This is a genomic window from Pseudoalteromonas sp. McH1-42 (genome assembly GCF_022347845.1).
Classification (GTDB): domain Bacteria; phylum Pseudomonadota; class Gammaproteobacteria; order Enterobacterales; family Alteromonadaceae; genus Pseudoalteromonas; species Pseudoalteromonas rubra_D.
In genome coordinates, this window is the sequence record NZ_JAKRFU010000002.1 from 280,181 (window position 1) to 298,426 (window position 18,246).

At 50.9% G+C, this 18,246-nt stretch carries 14 protein-coding genes; 12 read left to right on the plus strand and 2 right to left on the minus strand.

Going from position 1 to position 18,246, the window contains the following annotated elements; all coding sequences use genetic code 11:
- The first annotated feature begins 6 nt into the window (after positions 1-6).
- The 11 genes from mrdA (at position 7) to MHN31_RS03280 (ending at position 15,277) form a co-directional block, all read left to right on the plus strand.
- Positions 7-1,878 (plus strand): penicillin-binding protein 2, encoded by a 1,872-nt coding sequence (gene mrdA / locus MHN31_RS03230; protein ID WP_194866918.1) that lies wholly within the window; start codon positions 7-9, stop codon positions 1,876-1,878.
- Positions 1,875-2,981, plus strand: coding sequence for a rod shape-determining protein RodA (gene rodA / locus MHN31_RS03235; RefSeq protein ID WP_239443436.1), 1,107 nt, complete (start codon positions 1,875-1,877; stop codon positions 2,979-2,981). The genes mrdA and rodA overlap by 4 nt, the downstream gene beginning before the upstream one ends.
- Entirely contained in the window at positions 2,978-3,742 is a 765-nt protein-coding gene (locus MHN31_RS03240) for a septal ring lytic transglycosylase RlpA family protein (RefSeq protein WP_125559851.1), read from the plus strand. The genes rodA and MHN31_RS03240 overlap by 4 nt, the downstream gene beginning before the upstream one ends.
- A gap of 53 nt (positions 3,743-3,795) precedes the next feature.
- Positions 3,796-4,959: a serine hydrolase gene (locus tag MHN31_RS03245; RefSeq protein WP_125559848.1), complete on the plus strand. Its 1,164-nt coding sequence runs from the start codon at positions 3,796-3,798 to the stop codon at positions 4,957-4,959.
- A gap of 140 nt (positions 4,960-5,099) precedes the next feature.
- On the plus strand, positions 5,100-5,378 hold the full coding sequence (ybeD, locus tag MHN31_RS03250) for a DUF493 family protein YbeD (protein ID WP_040644649.1): 279 nt from the start codon (positions 5,100-5,102) through the stop codon (positions 5,376-5,378).
- Positions 5,379-5,392: 14 nt separating this feature from the next.
- The gene (lipB, locus tag MHN31_RS03255) at positions 5,393-6,046 is read left to right on the plus strand and encodes a lipoyl(octanoyl) transferase LipB (RefSeq protein WP_239443437.1); all 654 of its coding nucleotides are present in this window, start codon (positions 5,393-5,395) and stop codon (positions 6,044-6,046) included.
- Positions 6,043-7,008, plus strand: coding sequence for a lipoyl synthase (gene lipA / locus MHN31_RS03260; protein WP_010382649.1), 966 nt, complete (start codon positions 6,043-6,045; stop codon positions 7,006-7,008). Before lipB ends, lipA begins: the two co-directional genes overlap by 4 nt.
- A gap of 1,384 nt (positions 7,009-8,392) precedes the next feature.
- Complete coding sequence (locus MHN31_RS03265; protein ID WP_239443438.1) at positions 8,393-9,595, plus strand: cytochrome P450; 1,203 nt, start codon at positions 8,393-8,395, stop codon at positions 9,593-9,595.
- On the plus strand, positions 9,592-10,722 hold the full coding sequence (locus MHN31_RS03270) for a cytochrome P450 (RefSeq protein ID WP_239443439.1): 1,131 nt from the start codon (positions 9,592-9,594) through the stop codon (positions 10,720-10,722). Before MHN31_RS03265 ends, MHN31_RS03270 begins: the two co-directional genes overlap by 4 nt.
- A gap of 272 nt (positions 10,723-10,994) precedes the next feature.
- Positions 10,995-14,114 (plus strand): LodA/GoxA family CTQ-dependent oxidase, encoded by a 3,120-nt coding sequence (locus tag MHN31_RS03275; protein ID WP_239443440.1) that lies wholly within the window; start codon positions 10,995-10,997, stop codon positions 14,112-14,114.
- A gap of 11 nt (positions 14,115-14,125) precedes the next feature.
- A complete protein-coding gene (locus MHN31_RS03280; RefSeq protein ID WP_239443441.1) occupies positions 14,126-15,277 on the plus strand; it encodes a tryptophan 7-halogenase in 1,152 nt (383 codons plus the stop codon).
- Between the two features lie 84 nt (positions 15,278-15,361).
- On the opposite strand, the gene MHN31_RS03285 is transcribed toward MHN31_RS03280, so the two are convergent.
- Together MHN31_RS03285 and MHN31_RS03290 are read right to left on the minus strand one after the other, a co-directional pair.
- The gene (locus tag MHN31_RS03285; RefSeq protein ID WP_125559838.1) at positions 15,362-16,144 is read right to left on the minus strand and encodes a hypothetical protein; all 783 of its coding nucleotides are present in this window, start codon (positions 16,142-16,144) and stop codon (positions 15,362-15,364) included.
- A 406-nt stretch (positions 16,145-16,550) separates the two neighbouring features.
- Positions 16,551-16,784: a hypothetical protein gene (locus MHN31_RS03290; protein ID WP_138537682.1), complete on the minus strand. Its 234-nt coding sequence runs from the start codon at positions 16,782-16,784 to the stop codon at positions 16,551-16,553.
- 67 nt (positions 16,785-16,851) lie between these two features.
- Between MHN31_RS03290 and MHN31_RS03295 the strand changes: the two genes are divergently transcribed.
- Positions 16,852-18,027 (plus strand): type III PLP-dependent enzyme, encoded by a 1,176-nt coding sequence (locus tag MHN31_RS03295; RefSeq protein ID WP_194866924.1) that lies wholly within the window; start codon positions 16,852-16,854, stop codon positions 18,025-18,027.
- Positions 18,028-18,246: the final 219 nt, after the last annotated feature.

Below are 18,246 nucleotides of genomic sequence, written 5' to 3' on the forward strand. Positions count from 1 at the left end.
GCCATTATGCTCAATCATAGGCCGACGATCCGCGATCACAGCGCAGAAGCAAACCTGTTTGCGCGTCGCGCCTTTATTGGCTTTGTCTTCGTGGTTACTCTGATAGGTATCCTGCTACACAACGTGTACAAATTGCAGGTGACGGAGCACGAAACCTACCAGACCCGCTCCAATGATAACCGCATCAAAGTCATCCCGGTCGCACCAAACCGAGGTCTGATCTACGACCGCAACGGCATCATTTTGGCCGAAAACCGCCCGGTTTATAACCTGGAAGTCATTCCCGAAGACGTGGACGATCTCGAAACTGCGCTCACCCAGGTACGTAAGCTTATCGACATCAGCGATCAGCAGGTCGAAGAGTTTCGTAAAGACATTCGCCACAATCGTCGCTTTAAAAGCCAGATCCTGAAAGGCCGTCTGAATGAGCAAGAAGTGGCCACGTTTTCCGTTAATCAGCACAAGTTTCCCGGTTTCAGTATTGAGGCCCGGCTGGCACGCTATTACCCTTATGGCGATACTCTCACGCACGCGCTGGGGTATGTCGCCAAACTGAATAAAAAAGAACTCGCCGAGCTGGAATCAGAAGGTAATGCCAGCAACTATCGCGCAACCCGGGATATCGGCAAACTGGGCATTGAGAAGTTCTATGAATCTCGCCTGCATGGCGTGGTCGGCTCACAACGCGTCGAAGTCAACAATCGCGGCCGTATCATTCGCACCCTGGGCGTGGAACCGCCACAACCCGGTGACGACCTGGTCCTCACCATGGATATTGGTTTGCAGCAAATAGCCCAAAAAGAACTCGAAGGTGTACGTGGCGCCATTGTTGTGCTCGATCCTAAAGATGGCGGCGTACTGGCCATGTACTCTAACCCCAGCTACGACCCTAACTTATTTGTCCACGGGATCAGCAGTAAAAAATATCGTGAATTGCTCAACCCCGACAGGCCCCTGATCAACCGAGTCACGCAGGGTCGCTATGCACCCGCATCCACAGTTAAACCGCATTTGGCCATCCTGGCATTGGAAGAAGGGCTGGTCACAGAACAAACTAAACTCTGGGATCCGGGCTTTTTTCAGATCCCCAATGTTGACCACCGCTGGCGTGACTGGAAACGCTGGGGACATGGCCACGTTGACGTCTACAAAGCCATTGAAGAATCGTGTGACACCTATTTTTACCATACCGCATACCAGCTGGGGATCACCAAGATCAGTAACTTTATGAGCCAGTTTGGCTTTGGTGATTTATCGGGCATAGATATCCATGAAGAGACCTCTGCCATTATGCCCACCACTGACTGGAAGCGTCAGCGTTTCAGAGAAAACTGGTGGCCAGGCGACACCATTTCGGTTGGTATCGGTCAGGGCTACTGGACCGCAACCCCGATCCAAATCGCCAACGCAGTGTCTATTTTGGTTAACAAAGGAGCACACAGACCGCCGCATCTGGCACAGGTTGCCCGTCATGATAATGAAGTTACCCAAATGTACATCGATGAGAAACCCCCCGTGGTATTAGAGAACCCTGATCACTGGCGTATTGCCCTGGAGGCGATGCACAACACGGTCTACAAAACCACAGGCACAGCGCACAAAGCGTTTAAAGGTGCAACTTACGATCCTGCCGGTAAAACAGGCACGGCGCAAATCGTCAGTATCGCTCAGGGTGAAGAATACGATGCGGAGAAGCTACAGGAAAGGCACCGCGACAATGCCATTTATACCGGCTTTGCCCCTTACAACGACCCACGTATTGTGGTTGCCATTGTGGTCGAAAACCAGGGCGGTGGTTCTGCCATCGCAGCTCCGATAGCCCGGCGCCTGATGGACTATTATTTTGCCACCTACCCAAGTGACACGGAGGGACAATGAGCCCGTTGAATCAACAACGCACTATCTGGCAACGGCTGCATATTGACCTGCCGCTGCTGCTCGCCATGCTGGCGATGATGCTCGGCAGTATCACCATAGTCTACAGTGCCAGCGGCCAGGACATGGACATGGTGGTGCGCCACAGCAAGCGTATGTTTGCTGCCTTTGCTGCTATGCTCATTGTCGCACAACTATCTCCCAACACTTTAAAAAGGCTGGTGTTTCCCATGTATACCATAGGCCTGTTGATGCTGGTAGCGGTATTGTTTGTCGGGGTCAGTAGTAAAGGTGCGCAACGCTGGCTGGATCTGGGTATTACCCGCTTTCAACCGTCCGAAATCATGAAAGTCGCTGTGCCTATGATGGTTGCCTGGTATATCGGTCGCCACCATATGCCGCCACGCTTTATCCATATTATTGTTGGCTTTGCCATGGTGCTGGTGCCGACTTTGCTGATCAAAGAGCAGCCCGACCTGGGTACGTCTATCCTGATCGCCAGCTCGGGGATTTTTGTGCTGTTTCTTGGCGGGCTCAGCTGGAAGCTGATCGGCTCCGGTGCTCTGCTGGCCATTCCGGGCGGGTTTGCCCTGTGGCATTTTGGTATGCACGCCTATCAAAAGCAGCGAGTACTGACCTTTTTAGACCCTGAAAGTGACCCGCTGGGGTCAGGCTATCACATCATACAATCAAAAATCGCCATCGGCTCAGGCGGCATTGAGGGCAAGGGCTGGCTGCAAGGTACGCAGTCACAGCTGGAATTTCTGCCGGAGCGTCATACTGACTTCATTTTTTCCGTGTTAAGTGAAGAATTCGGACTGACAGGTGTGGTGATTTTACTCAGCCTGTACCTGTTTATTATTGGCCGCGGACTGTACGTTGCCGTGAATGCGCAAGATGCCTTCAGTAAATTATTGGCCGGCGCACTGACACTGACCTTTTTCGTATATATTTTTGTTAATATCGGCATGGTTTCGGGCCTGCTCCCCGTCGTCGGGGTGCCCCTGCCACTGATCAGTTATGGTGGCACCTCCATGGTGACCTTGATGGCCGGGTTTGGCATTATCATGTCGATAGCCACAGATAAGAGGATGTTATTGAAGTGATCAAGAGGACGTTTAAACAGGCCGCACTACTGGGTTTTGTTGTTGTATTAAGCGCCTGTAGCAGTCGCTATCATGTGAAACAGGACAAAGCCCCCGTGCGCGCGCCTACCGAGCTGGAAATGCAGGATGCGCTAGTGACCAGCGAAGCCAAAAGTGTCAGCGCAGGTCGCCCCTACGAGGTTTTGGGCAAGCGCTACACGCCGATGTCGGATGAAAAAGGCTATCAGGCTGAAGGCACCGCATCCTGGTACGGACGGAAATTTCATGGCTACTACACCTCAAATGGTGAAGTATTTAACATGTTCGATATGACGGCTGCACACAAAACGCTGCCGTTACCGAGCTTTGTCCGGGTCACCAATGTTGAAAATGGTAAAAGCGCAGTAGTACGCGTCAATGACCGTGGACCTTTTCACGAGGACCGCCTGATTGACTTATCCTATGCAGCAGCCTACAAGCTGGGCTTTCATCATCAGGGTACAGCACAGGTTAAGATTGAGGCCATTACCATAGCGCGCGATACGCCCAGGCTAACCTATGTGCAGGTGGCCGCAGCCAGCAACATCGAAAATGTGCAGGCACTGGCCAGCACTTTGTCGCAGCAATTTCAGCTCGACACGCCCATTGCCTTTGAGGACAACTTATACAAGCTAAGATTAGGCCCGATCACCGACGATAACACGGCGCAACAACTCTTAGAGACATTGCGCCAGGGGGAATTTAATCGCGCCTTCTTGCTTTACACAGAACATGAACTTTAAAATGTTCTGTAATGACTTTAAACATGCCGATCAACAACCAAAAAGCGAGCATAATGACAGTTTTCAAACCTAAATTTATTAAACACTTAGTGGGTGCCGTGTGTTCGTTCACCCTGTTTTCGGCCAGCGCGCAGATCTTGCCTTCGCCACCTCAGGTCAGTGCTAAGGGCTATTTCCTGGTCGACTTTACCACAGGTAAGGTCATTGCCGAGGGTAACCCAGACACCAAACTGGCACCGGCCAGTCTGACCAAAATGATGACCAGCTATGTAATTGGTACTGAGCTATTGGCCGGTAACATCTCCAATGACGACATGGTCACTGTGAGTGAAAAAGCCTGGGCAAAAAACTTCCCGGAATCTTCTAAGATGTTCATCGAAGTGGGTAAACAAGTCAGCGTTAAAGATCTTAACTATGGCGTGATCATCCAATCAGGTAACGATGCCTGTGTGGCCATGGCCGAACATATCGCAGGCAGCGAAAGCGCCTTCACGGATCTGATGAACGCCCATGCTGAAAAACTGGGGATGAGCAATTCACACTTTGCCAACAGTCATGGTTTGGACAGCACTGAGCAATTTACCACACCTCGAGATATGGCCACACTGGGTGCCGCACTGATCCGTGACGTACCGGAAGAGTACGCCATCTACAAAGAGAAGTCGTTCACCTATAATGGTATCAAGCAATACAACCGTAACTCGCTACTGTGGGATGCCAGCCTGGACGTCGACGGGATTAAAACCGGTCACACCTCTGAAGCTGGGTACAGCCTGGTGACTTCTGCGACCAAAGGCGACATGCGTCTCATCGCCGTCGTCATGGGCACAGCCAGCGAGCGTGCACGTAAAGTAGAGAGTAAGAAACTCCTAAACTACGGTTTCCGCTTCTTCGAAACCATCACACCTTATAAAGCAGGCGACAGCTTTGCCGACCAGCGTATCTGGATGGGTAACAAAGAAACGGTTTCTCTGGGTATAGCTCAAGATACACCGATCACCATTCCACGTGGTCAGCGCAAAAACCTCAAAGCCCACTTTGAGCTAGACAAAACCCTCGAAGCACCGCTGGCGAAAGGCAGCAAGGTCGGTACTTTATTCTTGCAACTGGAAGGCGAAGACATCGCTCAGTACCCACTGGTTACACTTGAAGAAGTGGAAGAAGGCAGCTTCTTCAGCAAGATTTACGACTACTTACGTTTACAGATCATGCAATAACCCCGGTTTTAGTGGGTTTATAATCCAGGACGCCTCCCACCGGAGGCGTTTTTTTTTGCCGCAAAAATGCTAGAATGCCCGCCAAGATATGTAGTGTGCCAGGGTCTGTTCAGACCCAGCCAAGTAGTGAGGATACCGTTGTGGTAACACCTGTAAAAAATACTAAGTTTGACGAGTACTTAGAGTTCCCTTGCCCGTTTACCTTCAAGATCATGGGTCTGGCGAACGTCAACCTGACCGATCAGGTTGTGGCAAAGATGCAAACTTTGGCACCCGGAGACTATGCGCCAAAGACCAAACCTAGCAGCAAAGGCAACTACGAATCCGTCACTTTAGTTGCCACTGTCACGTCAAAAGAGCACATTGAGCAAATCTATACCGAGATAGGCTCGCTGCCAGACGTCAGATACGTGCTATAAGGCGCAAGCGAGATATGAGCAACCGCAGTATCATAGTTCGTCAACTGGGCCGTCAGGCTTATGAGCCAATCTGGCAAAAAATGCAGTCGTTTACCGACACCCGTGATGATGACAGCCCGGATGAGATCTGGCTGGTTGAGCACGAGTCGGTATTTACTCAGGGCCAGGCTGGCAAAGCCGAGCACCTGTTAGCACCCGGTGACATTCCTGTCGTCAAGGTCGATCGGGGTGGTCAGGTAACCTACCATGGACCGGGCCAGCAGATGATGTATGTGCTGTTTAATCTGCGCAGGCTAAAAATTGGTGTACGCGAGCTGGTGACCTGGCTTGAAGAAACCATCATAGACATGCTTCAGGAACACGGCATTGAGGCCTATGCCAAGCCAGATGCACCAGGTGTCTATGTCAATGATGCTAAAATTGCGTCTTTGGGACTGCGGGTCCGTCGGGGTTGCTCGTTTCATGGTCTGGCGCTAAACGTCAACATGGATATGAGTCCATTTTTACGCATCAACCCGTGCGGCTATGCCGGCATGGAAATGGTGCAAACCAGTCAACTTAATGGCCCTGCTACGCTTATCGAAGCGGGCAATGGCCTGGTAGAACATATGCTCAAGCGCCTCGCGGCCGAGCAGGTTATACACACCCAGGGGTTTGAAAACGAATGAGTAAACCAGTGAAAATTGAGCCAGGGGTAAAGCTCCGCGACGCAGAAAAAATGGCGTTGATCCCGGTTAAAGTAATGCCGACCGAGCGTGATGAAATGCTCCGTAAACCGGACTGGCTGAAGATCCGTCTGCCTAAATCCAGCGAGCGTATCGATGGCATTAAACAGGCAATGCGTAAACATGGCCTGCACTCCGTCTGTGAAGAAGCCTCGTGCCCTAACCTGTCTGAGTGTTTTAACCACGGTACTGCCACCTTTATGATCTTGGGTGCCATCTGTACCCGTCGTTGCCCGTTCTGTGACGTCGCACATGGTCGCCCACTGAAGCCGGATGCAGCAGAGCCGGAAAAACTGGCTTTAACTATCAAAGACATGAAGCTTAAATACGTGGTGATCACCTCGGTTGACCGGGATGATTTGCGTGATGGCGGTGCACAACACTTTGCGGACTGTATTCGCGAAATTCGCAAACACAATCCGGGTATTACCATTGAGATCCTGGTACCGGACTTCCGCGGCAGAATGGACCGCGCACTGGAAATCCTAACTGAAACACCACCGGATGTGTTTAACCATAACCTGGAAACTGCACCACGCCTGTACAAAATGGCGCGCCCGGGTGCCGACTACAAATGGTCACTGGAGTTATTACGTCGCTTTAAAGAAGCGCACCCTGAAGTAAAAACCAAGTCAGGCCTGATGGTTGGACTGGGCGAAGAAATGCCAGAAATCGAAGAAGTACTGCGCGACCTGCGTGAGCACAACGTCGACATGCTGACCGTTGGTCAATACCTGGCACCGTCTAAGCACCATCTGCCGGTAAAACGCTATGTGCCACCAGCTGAGTTCGATGCGCTGAAAGAATACGCCGACGAAATTGGCTTCAGCCACGCTGCCTGCGGCCCGTTCGTACGCTCCAGCTACCATGCTGATCAGCAAGCTGCGGGTAAAGAGGTAAAATAACGCCAAATTTGTCGTTACCCTTGCCAAAGAAAAGCCGCACTTTTGCGGCTTTTCTGCTTTTTACAGCTCAAAGTTCCATAATTAATAGCTAATACCAATTTCACTTAATACCTGTTCAATTTAAAGGAGCAAATATGACGCTAACGGCGTTATAAATTTCTCATTTAGAACAACTAAATAGCAAAGTTTCCGTCTCGCCTACATGAATGTAGACGGCTCAGCGATAGCAGGACACGAGCGTGATGTTATCACCCCTATTTTCTGACTTCAAAATAGAACATTTAATTAAGCAAATTGCTACAACTTGTTAAATCAGTCTCAATATCAAATTTGTACCTTACTCTACATATCTTTAACCTTAGTTTAAGGGCCGGTTTCTACATGCTTTTAAACCAGCGCTTTAGGGGCGCAGTCAACCTACTCCAAGTGGTCAAAGACATCTAGACCTTAAAAAACGCTCCCCTTAAAAACCAGTGCAATACGATTAATGGCAATTACAACGTGTGTGTCGTTTTCAATCCGCGATGCTAAGTTAACAGCCAACACGTCAAAACACAGCGCAGTGGGGAGAAATATCTCCTCACTTATTAGACTAGGATGATCGTATCGATAACTAAGCCAATTCGTATGATCGATTAAAAGTGAAAGTTGCAAACTCATCCCAAGTTACCAGTCATTCAACTCAAAACCCATCCTTTGTTCAAAAAACATTCTTGACATATTCACAATTCGTTAATACTGTGGAAATGCGACTTATTATTCGCAACAACAAACAATAGAAGGAATTAATTATGAAAACGATTAAAGCTAAGCTACTACGTGCACTCGGCGTTCGCAGTGCAAAACCATCCACCTCAGCGAAGTATTTCTGGCATCACTACAACAACATCTAATCAATGAAATAGAAGGAATTGACTATGAAAACACTGAAAACTAAGGTGCTTCGGGCACTGGGCGTTCGCGCAACATCCCCTTCTCAGTCCAAGCGTTACCTATGGATTATGTACAACAATATCTGATTGATATTGCCTGACTAACCACAACTTAGAAGGAATTGATTATGAAAACACTGAAAACTAAGGTGCTTCGTGCACTGGGCGTTCGCGCTACCTCTGCCTCTCAGTCCAAGCGTTATTTTTGGATTATGTACAATAATATCTGATTGATATGACCTGAATAACCGCAATCTAGAAGGAATTTAACTATGAAAGCACTTAAAACAAAAGTAATGCGCGCATTGGGCCTTCGCACCGCCACTCAGTCAAAGCGCTATCTGTGGAAGTTGTATAACAACATTTAATTCCGCTCTTCAGCCCATGACCTAACCCATGGGCTGTTTCACCACCTCTCCCCAGAATGGCAACCCACAGAGCGAATAATAACAATGATGATACCCAAAGAGCGCCCTGACATTACGGCAATGAGAGAAGATTGCAGTAAGGGAAAAGAAGATTATCAGGTTGACGACCAGAGCTATGCCTTTTTTAACCCACAAAGTGCCCGGCTGGCGAATCAGCTGAACTTTTCCGACATGACCCTGCCGGAGTCCCTGTTTGATACCCAAGACGACGGTCAGCAGACAATGAGCTGGCAGCATATTCGCAGCGGCTGGCTTAAAACCCTCAAAGAGTTAGACACTCAGGCCGCGCTCAGTCAGGTCAAACAGACAATGAAGACGCATTTACTGAGTGCCGCAGGCAAGCCTGCTAACCTGGACCTGCTGATCCAGGAATGTATTGCATTTTCTGTCCTTGACGTAATGATCTGCGATCTCACCATACAGCAGCGGGCACTGATAACCCGCCACATGCGCGCCCAGATTCAGGTGTTACTGAAACCCGAAACGCACACTCGACTGAGACAATATCCCTTGCTCTGGTATAACCTGCGTGCGGCTCAGGTGATCCGCAAGGCAATCCATAAACGCCGCAAAAGCAAGGAGCCCAGACTCGACCTGCTACAAAGTGTTGTCGATAACTACGCTGCGCTGGGTATCGACAGAGCACTGGACGCCATGATGACCCTGGTCACCGCGATTTCCGGCCCGCCCGGCGCGGTCGCCAGTTGTATGGCAGCGCAGCTGCTGCAATCTCCCCAATGGCAAGACAAGCTTCGCACAGAACTTAACGCAGCCCCCACTCAGGTGCCCGCTCTGCCCTTTAAACACACACCGCAGTTACACTGGTTTATCAAAGAATCGCTGCGCATGTGGAGTGTTCCAATTGTATTTCGTGAGGCACGCTGTCCGTTTAGCGTGGGTAAACTGACCGTGCAGGCTGGCGATACCTTTTTTAACAGCAGCTACTTTGTGCACCGTAATGAGCAGTACTGGCCCGAGCCTCATGTGTTCGATCCACTGCGCTGGCAGCAGGCAAACGTGCAACCCAACACCTATGTGCCATTTGGCTGGAACCCACGCGCCTGTGTTGGTGCGCAGCTGGGCACCAACCAGCTGGCTATCTTGTGTCAGCTGTTATTGTGTGATCTCAACATCACCCTCACGAGTCCGTCGGCGCTCGCGTTTGAAAATATGAACATCCCCTCTGTAGCCGGTTTTGAGGGCACCATTAGCGAGCAACAGGCATGAGATTAGAAGACACCGAAGAAAAATTTAACAAGCCTTTTCAGGCGCTGGACCAGGCACTGTCCACGTGTCCTGCACACATTGAGTTTGAGCAGGACAATTACTATGTGACAGACTTTGACTCCGCGAAACAGGCGATGGGAAACCCCGACGGCAATTATGTTGAACAATCCGATTTTTTTAGCGTTAACGGCGCGATGTTTTCGACCCGGGATGTACAAATTGCCATCGGCAAAGACGCCATCCTCAGCCTCAAACGTTACTATGAGCAGCGTCGGAGCAAGATAATTGAGCAATTCAAACATCAGATAAGCCTTGGCCAGCGCTGGCCGGATAGTGCCAATGACCTGATGTACAATGCGTTTTATGACTTTCTGGTCGATAACCAGCGCAGTCCCCAGTTACGTAAACTGCTCGATCAGGTGCTCGTTTATTCTCTCTACAGTGGTCAAAAAACCCATGGGGCTGGATGGCGACGCGCCTTTATCCGCATGCGTGTGCACCGGGCACTGCGCGCAGTATTTAAAGCACGCCGCCAGCAAAGTCCGTATCAGGGCAATAACCGAGATGTGATTGACATCTTGCTGGCATCGAGCCCGGAAAACGAGTCACCCAAAGCGCTGGCACAGATTTTTTTATCCTTCTTTTTTGCCATTAACAGCTCCATGGCGTTTACCCTGGCCTGGTCTTTGTATTTTTGTGCCAAAGAGGGCGGCGTTTTGCACCCGGCCCCCTGGATTGTCAAAGAAGCTTTGAGGCTCTGGCCCGTCGCCTGGAACCTGCCCCGCACACCCAGTAAAGCCCATACCCTGGGGGAGCTGGACATCAAGCAGACGGATACCGTTACAGTCTGCCCATACGTGCTGCATCGCCACCCGGACAACTGGCCGCAACCCGAGCGCTTTTATCCGCCACGCTGGGAAGATGCCTCTGCTGACGCCCCCTATATGCCGTTTGGCTGGGGCACCCATAAGTGCATTGCTTCTGCCTTTGCACTGACCTTTACCGCAGATCTGATTGGCGCGATACAAGGCCAACAGCTGACATTTGAGCAGCTGTCAGACGAGCTGCATCCGGAGCCTGCCATCGCGCCGCCCGCCTTTACAGTCACGGCACACAACCCGGCCTGACCCTGTCCTGAAAAAGCCCGCTCTGCGGGCCTGTTCAGGTACCCAGCTTCCTCACGTAACCTGTTGTAATAGTTATTACACGACTTTGCATCTAGAGTTTCATCAGATACCGATCGGCACAGCGCAGCTATACTCTCAGTGGGTTGGCGTGAATCGTCATGCCCGGTCGGGACAGGTAAACGGCGTAGCTGTGGCTCACGCGTCAACTGGCGGGTGACCATGTGCGCCATTGCAGTTACCTGACAAGGAAACATAGATAAGCGGAAACCGTTATGAGCGATAAGAAAAAACGTAGTAAGCAACAACAAGGTGAACTGGTTAACCCCAAGTATCTGGATAAAAACATCAAACATGCCCCAACCGCCAACAAGGTGCAGTGCTGGACCGGTGGCGATGACTACCAGCCTATTGAGCTGGCCACTCAACGCCTCAAAGAAATGTTTGTTGAAATGGGACAAAAAACCCGTATTGAGCGTGGTCAGAAACCCGCGGAGCGGGCCGTATTTCGAAAGCAACATGGCATCGCCTATGGTACCTTCGAAGTACATGGAAAACTCGATAAAGCCCTTCAGAAAGGAGTGTTTGCCAAACCTGCCAGTTACGACTGTGTAGTACGCTTTTCCAGTGATACAACACCAGATAGCCCGGATCTGCACACCACCTTAGGGGTCGGCATCAAACTGTTTGGCGTGAAAGGCCAGAAGTTGCTGGGCGACAGCGACAATGTTGATTTTATCATGCAAAACATCGATCGCTTTTTTGCCCGCGATGCTTCTCAAATGTGTGCCTTTACCACCGCAGGTGTCATCAACCGCGATTATCCGGCTTATCTTAAAAAACACCCAAAAACGGCCGCTGTGCTTGATGCCATGACCAAGGTCGAAGCCAGCTGCCTGAGTGCGCATTATTGGGCAATACTGCCCTTTAAACTTGGCGAGCAAAATGCCGTGAAATACCGTATTCGCCCTGTGGATACCTATCGCGGTGCGCCGGCACAAGGCAATAATTACCTGGCTGATGATCTACAGATCCGCCTGCGTCAGGGTGAAGCCAAATTTGTGTTTGAGATCCAACGTCGTCCAGCCAATGCCTCAGAAGAAGACTTCCCCATCGACAACGCCATGGTGGTGTGGCCGGAAGATCAGGCACCTTTTGAACCCGTTGCCACGCTAACGCTGCCACAGCAAGATATTTGCGCCATTGGCCAGGCCGAGTTTGGTCGCAACCTCGCCTTCAATATCTGGCGGACACTGGCCGACAATGAACCTCTGGGTTCCATCGCGCAGGCACGAAAAGTGGTGTATCAGGCCAGTGCCGATACCCGCCACCAGGCCAATGGTCAGCAAATGAATGAGCCCGATGCCATTGACCCAAAGTTCACTGGTAATACGGACGAAGACAGCACCTGTATTGTGCGTGCCGGCATTTACCCACCCATAGGTGTGATGCGGGTTGGTGGCAGTAACGAATACTTTATCGGCCCGCAAGTGCCTAACCCCAAACCCCGGCTGGAAAAAGATGCCTATCGTGATGGCAAAGGGCTGCTTAAACGTCAGGCGGCCGAATTCCGTATCTATGGTTTCAATGCCGCAGGTAAGGCTGTCAAAGAGCTGACCATGGATAATGCCAAAATCAGCTGGCAGGTGCATTTGGCCAATCAAAAGTCGTCCTGGTATGAATTTCAGCTAGCCCTGGATGTACCGGAAGCGGCCGATGCGCCACCTAGCCTGCTGCGTAACGCCAACGTTGCCGATCGCAACCGCTTGCTGATCGATGGCGGCAGCCACACGCTCGATAAGCCCAAAGTGAAAAAAGGCCCGCAATTCCATGGCGAGTTTATGGGAGAAGAAGTTTACCTGGGTGAGCTTAAATCCGACAAACAGGGCCGTCTGGTTGTGCTGGGCGGCAATGGTGTATCACGTAATATCAATGGCGATATCGCGATCACCTTTGCCAACAATGAAGGCTGGCACGACGACATTTCCGACGGTCCTGTCACTGCCGAGGTAGAATATGAGGGCGTGAAGCTGCAAGTTGACCCGGCCTGGGTGGTGTGTGCCCCACCTGACTATGCGCCAATGCAAAAATCCGTGCGTACCATGTGGGACTTAATGCGCTCAGTGGCCGTCAATGCCGGTATGCTTACCCGTCCGGCTCGTCCTTCTTTCAGACAGGATATTTTGCCCATTTTCGAGCGTATGACCGACTTACAATGGGTCAATGCGGGGTTTGCCGCGGGGTTTGGATTTAAAGCCCCCTTTAACTACACCAGCGAAGAATGGAAAGCCAAACTCGGCAACCCTTCCCCGGCTTATAAAGAGCTGCGTCGCACGCTGTCGAACAATTTCCGTCGCTACGGACAACCTGGTGCTCAGGCAGCGCAACTGTGGCCCTGGCTTTATGGCGATGCGTTATCGATCCCGCCGGCGGGTTCTGAGCGACAGCACTCCACGTTATCAGCACTGCAATTGTCTTTCTTAGATCAGTGGGTTGAGGGCGACTTTACGGCCGATTATATCGATCCAGCAATTTGTCCGCATGCGGCTGAGCCCGATGACATAGACAAAGTGCCGGTTGCCGAGCAACCCGATATGCTGACCCGTGGCGCATTGGATTTTTGTCTTGCTGATGCCTTCCACCCGGGGTGTGAAATGACCTGGCCTATGCGTACGGCCGGCATGTATTCAGCCCCGTTCCGTATCAAGCATGCTGACAAAGCGATCTGTAAAGACACCACCTATTATGGCGCGCAAATCAATGGCGATACCATTACACTGGCACAGGGTCCCATTCTGGGCGGCCAAGTTGCCGGGGGTATTACGCGCTGGATGGCCATTCCCTGGCAAACAGACACAGCCAGTTGCCGAGACGGCTACACACCAGAATACGACCCTTACCTGCCTACCTTCTGGCCAGCGCGGGTACCCAATAATATTCTGGACGTCGCGCGCTACGAAGAAGCAATCAACCCAGCTCTGGATGCCCAAACCCGCGTCGAGGCATTCAATTATCGCAGTGACTGGCTGGATGCTCTGCCGCTCTATGGTCAGCCTGCAACCTACACCGCACAGATCAACAGCATGATCAAAAACTTCGACAAGCTCGCTGTGGTACAGGGTCGCCCGGGCGCAACCGACGACGTCGACCTGCCCGCCAATATGCAAGTCGGTATCACGGCTGAAGATCATCGCGAGGGGCTGGCCAGCGAAGCCGAAACCACCGAACTGGGCAAACTACAAACCATTGCTGAACTAGCTGCTAATCTGGTGCCCAGCCCCGATGGCCGCGATGCAGCTCAACCGGTGATGGCAACCTCGCGTTCTCGGATCGATCTCGGGGTCATAGAAAAGGTCAGCCGCTTTGCGGTGAACTTCCCCAAAGACTTTAAGTAAGGTCGAGCGCAATGACACAGGTAAAACACTGTCAAATTGCGATCATGGGTGCCGGGGTGGCAGGCTGTATCGCCGCCCTGGCACTGAGTCGCCACTTTCAGGTACTCTTGATTGATAAGCAAGCTGCCTGCCCCGACAAGGTTGGAGAATGCCTGCCGCCTGCTGCGGCGCGGATCCTTCGCAGCCTGGATCTGTTGCATGCTTTTGAACAGCGCCAGGATCTGCATATGCCAAACTATGGCATTCGAAGCCATTGGGGCAGTGAACATGGCCTTATCAACGATACCCTCAGTAACCCGGATGGAGCGGGCTGGCAGCTTAACCGGGCCGGATTTGAAAACTGGTTACGCGAGCAGGTGACTGCGCGGGGCATAGAAACGCTCTGGCCTGCTAAGTTGCTGGATGCTCAGCCTGGCAGCGATGGTTGGCTACTGCATCTGGCTAAGCAAACACAAGTTCAGGCCAGTGCGCAAAGTATCGCGGTGCCCTGTCACTTTGTGATTGATGCAACCGGACGTCACAGTGCGTTTGCCACCAAACTCGGGCTCAAACGTAAAGTACTGGATAAGCAAATTGCACTGTGGGCCAGCCTGGATTGCGCTATGGAAAATCAACTGGCATGCATCAATACAAGCCCACAAGGGTGGTGGTATAGCGCCAAATTACCCGCGCAGCGTCGCATACTGGCACTACAAACAGACAGCGATTTACTCAAAAAAGGACTGCAACATGACCTAAGTCAGTTTTGCCGCCTGGCACGCTCACAGGCAGGGTTAAAAGCACTGCTACCAAAGGGTATTGAACAATCAGGGAGCATGCAGCTACATGGTGTGGTATCAGCCAACAGCACCTGCCTGACCCAAACCGCAGGACATCGCTGGGCCGCTTTGGGCGATGCGGCATGTAGCTTCGATCCTTTGTCTTCGCAGGGGATGTTCAATGCCATGGCAACCGCCATGCAGCTAACCAATAGCCTGGCAGGCCATGGCCTGACCGACCCCAGTGCCACGATTGAAATTGCCCGCTTGCATCAGACGCAAATCGGCGCAATCTGGCAGCACTATCTGTCTCATCGGGCGCATTATTATGGCCAGGAGCAACGCTGGCCCGATGCCCCCTACTGGCAACGTCGCCATACGCAAAAAAACGCCGAGTTCAGTTGAGCCCGGCGTGAGGTTCGCAATTCAAGTCCTTTTTAGATACCTGTCCATTTTTATATTTGCTCATTTGGGGGGAGCAAAGTGGTATTATTTTACAATCAGCTGATCTTCATAGGTGTAGATGCTGTTTGGATCTGTCAGGTTAAAGACTTTCACCGCCATGGTCTTACCTACTGCGTTTTCACACTCAAGGATTTGATATAGCACTGGATTCTTAGCCTTGTTATCTACCACAGTGTCCAGAGTGAAAACGTCAGAATGGAATGGACCCTTGCGATCTTCACCATGGAATAAGCCCAAAGACACACCGCGGTCTGCAACTATGCTACAACGCGCGTCGTTGTTTTGGTTATCAATGACCAGACGGCTGCTGATGTGATAAGCCGTGTGATAGCCATATGAGTATGGTTGATTCACGAAGTCACCAGCGGGTGTCAGCTCGATTTGCCAATCGACAACAGGCGCTCCCGGCACGTTAACCAGTACCTTGTACCAGTCACCCGCCGCATCATAACAGCTGACATGCAGTACTTTCTTTTCGGTTAGCGTCGCTTCAGGAATAGCAACGCCCATTTCAACTGTATTGCGATCCGCAATCGTCTTCACACCCAGGTTAACAATATGACGACCGTCATTTGCAGAATACAGGTTTGCAGATTCACAGTAAGCACCTTCACCACGCAGGATCAATTGCGCTTCAAAGTTATGCGCAAACTCACCGGTTAGTAATGCTGAGCTTACCGGGCCTGAGGTATAGTTAGTCAAACGCTCGTATCCGTCAGTATCAAACACATTTTGATAAGCCGTAGCCTGGCTACCAAATGCACTGAACAAAGCGACTGCAGCAAATGACAAAGATAAGGTTTTCATGGTTATGTCCTTTTAGAAAGTAACGAGTAAAAAATATTAATGATTAAACAGCGCAGCGCAGATCAACGATTAACAATCATGCCTGACCCTTGCTGGCTAACTGAGGTCACCATAGCAAGAGAAATTCGCCCCGGACAAATTTCATAAACAAGTAGGGTTACTTATCGAAAATCAAAAAATATCAAATATAATCAAAACCATAAAAATCGAACCACCTACACTCCTAAGCATTGCTCAGGGTTTCAAAACCCACTCCTAAGAGACCCTGTTTTATTCTGTTCAAAAAATAATGAAACTTCATCTGAGTCACTTTATTCCCATTTCTATAAGCTGATAAAGCTTGATCTACGACAAAAAAATTTGTCACTCAGCAGCAAAATTTCTCGTCGAAGTAAAGCTTGCACGCCTACCCCATGCGCCCTACTATTTGCGTGTTTTCTGAAGATAGCCAATCCGAGTACATCGCGGTGGTGTGTTTAGCATGTCGAGTCAATGAGCCCGTCATGATGTGGTCACCCCGTGGCAAGGCAATAGAGCAACTATCCAGGATCTGTAACTGGTTCAGGTCAAGGTAATACGCTGATGCGTCATCAATACCTGAGTCACTTTGCTCAAGACCTGAGGCGTTGATCGTGTGCACCACAAACAAGCACAGATCACACTGACAGCCTGCCGGTCGTTATTCGCTGATACTATTTGGAGTCGCTATGCCTATTCAGCCGCAAGTACAAAATTTTGATATCGACGCAACTCTGGTCACCGACTTAGTTGCTCAGTATGGCTCACCCTTATTAATGCTTGATTGTGCGCAAGTGCGTGAACACTATCTGGCCCTTGCTGATGCATTGCCCGGTGTACGTTTACACTATGCATTAAAGCCTTTGCCACACCCGTCGGTGGTGCGCACTTTGCTTCAGCTTGGCGCCTGCTTTGATCTGGCAACCAGTGGCGAAGTCAATTTGGTCCGTGAGCAGGGTGTGCCGCCTGAATGCACAATCCATACCCACCCGATCAAACGTCGCAGTGACATTGTCGATGCACTGGACTACGGTTGTCAGGTGTTCGTAGTTGACAACCTGAACGAACTGGCCAAGTTTCGCGAGTTCACTGAGCAGGCTGAAGTACTGATCCGACTGAGCTTTCGCAACAGCGAAGCCTATGCTGATCTATCGAAAAAGTTCGGTTGTAGCCCGGCCGATGCAATGACGCTCATACGCCAGGCACAACAATGGGGTATTCGGGTGAAAGGTCTGTCGTTTCATGTCGGCTCACAAACGGCCAATGCAGACAAATATGTCGCGGCTATTGAAGCGTGCAAACAGCTGATGGACGACGTGGTGGCTGCCGGATTACCGGCGCTAAGCTGCCTGGACATCGGGGGGGGATTTCCGGTCTCTTATGCGAGCAACCAGGTGGATATTCGTGCCTTTTGCGCACCGATCAATGCGGCACTGGCCGAGCTGCCAGAGACAGTACAGCGGATTGCCGAGCCAGGGCGCTTTATTGTTGCCGGCGCCATGACCTGTGTTGCCTCGGTCATGGGTCAGGCACAGCGTGAAGGCCGCACCTGGTATTATCTCGATGATGGAATTTATGGCTCTTTCAGTGGGCTAATGTTTGATATGGCCTGTTACCCGTTACGCACCTTAAAAGCCGCAGATGTGGTCTACCCCAGTGTGCTGGCGGGGCCGACCTGTGACAGCATAGATGTGATATGTGATGCCGTTGAACTGCCCAAACTGGAAGACGGCGATCTGGTGATCACCCGCATGATGGGTGCATACACCAGTGCAACAGCAACCGACTTCAATTTCTTCAAACGTGCCACCACTGTGGTACTCAATGAAGTGATCCAACTTCACCAGGCCGAATTCGGCAGCTAAACGCCCACCCTTCTGAGGCCCCTTCGGGCCTCTTCGGGCCTCTTCGCTTCATTATACCAATTTCACTTAATACCTTGTCTATTTGAAGGAGCAAATAGGACGCTAACAGTGTTAAAAATTTCTCATTTAGAACAACTAAATAGCAAAATTTTTGCCTCGCCTACATGGACGTAGGTGCCTCAGCGATAGCAGGACGCGAGAGCGGTGTTATCGACCCTA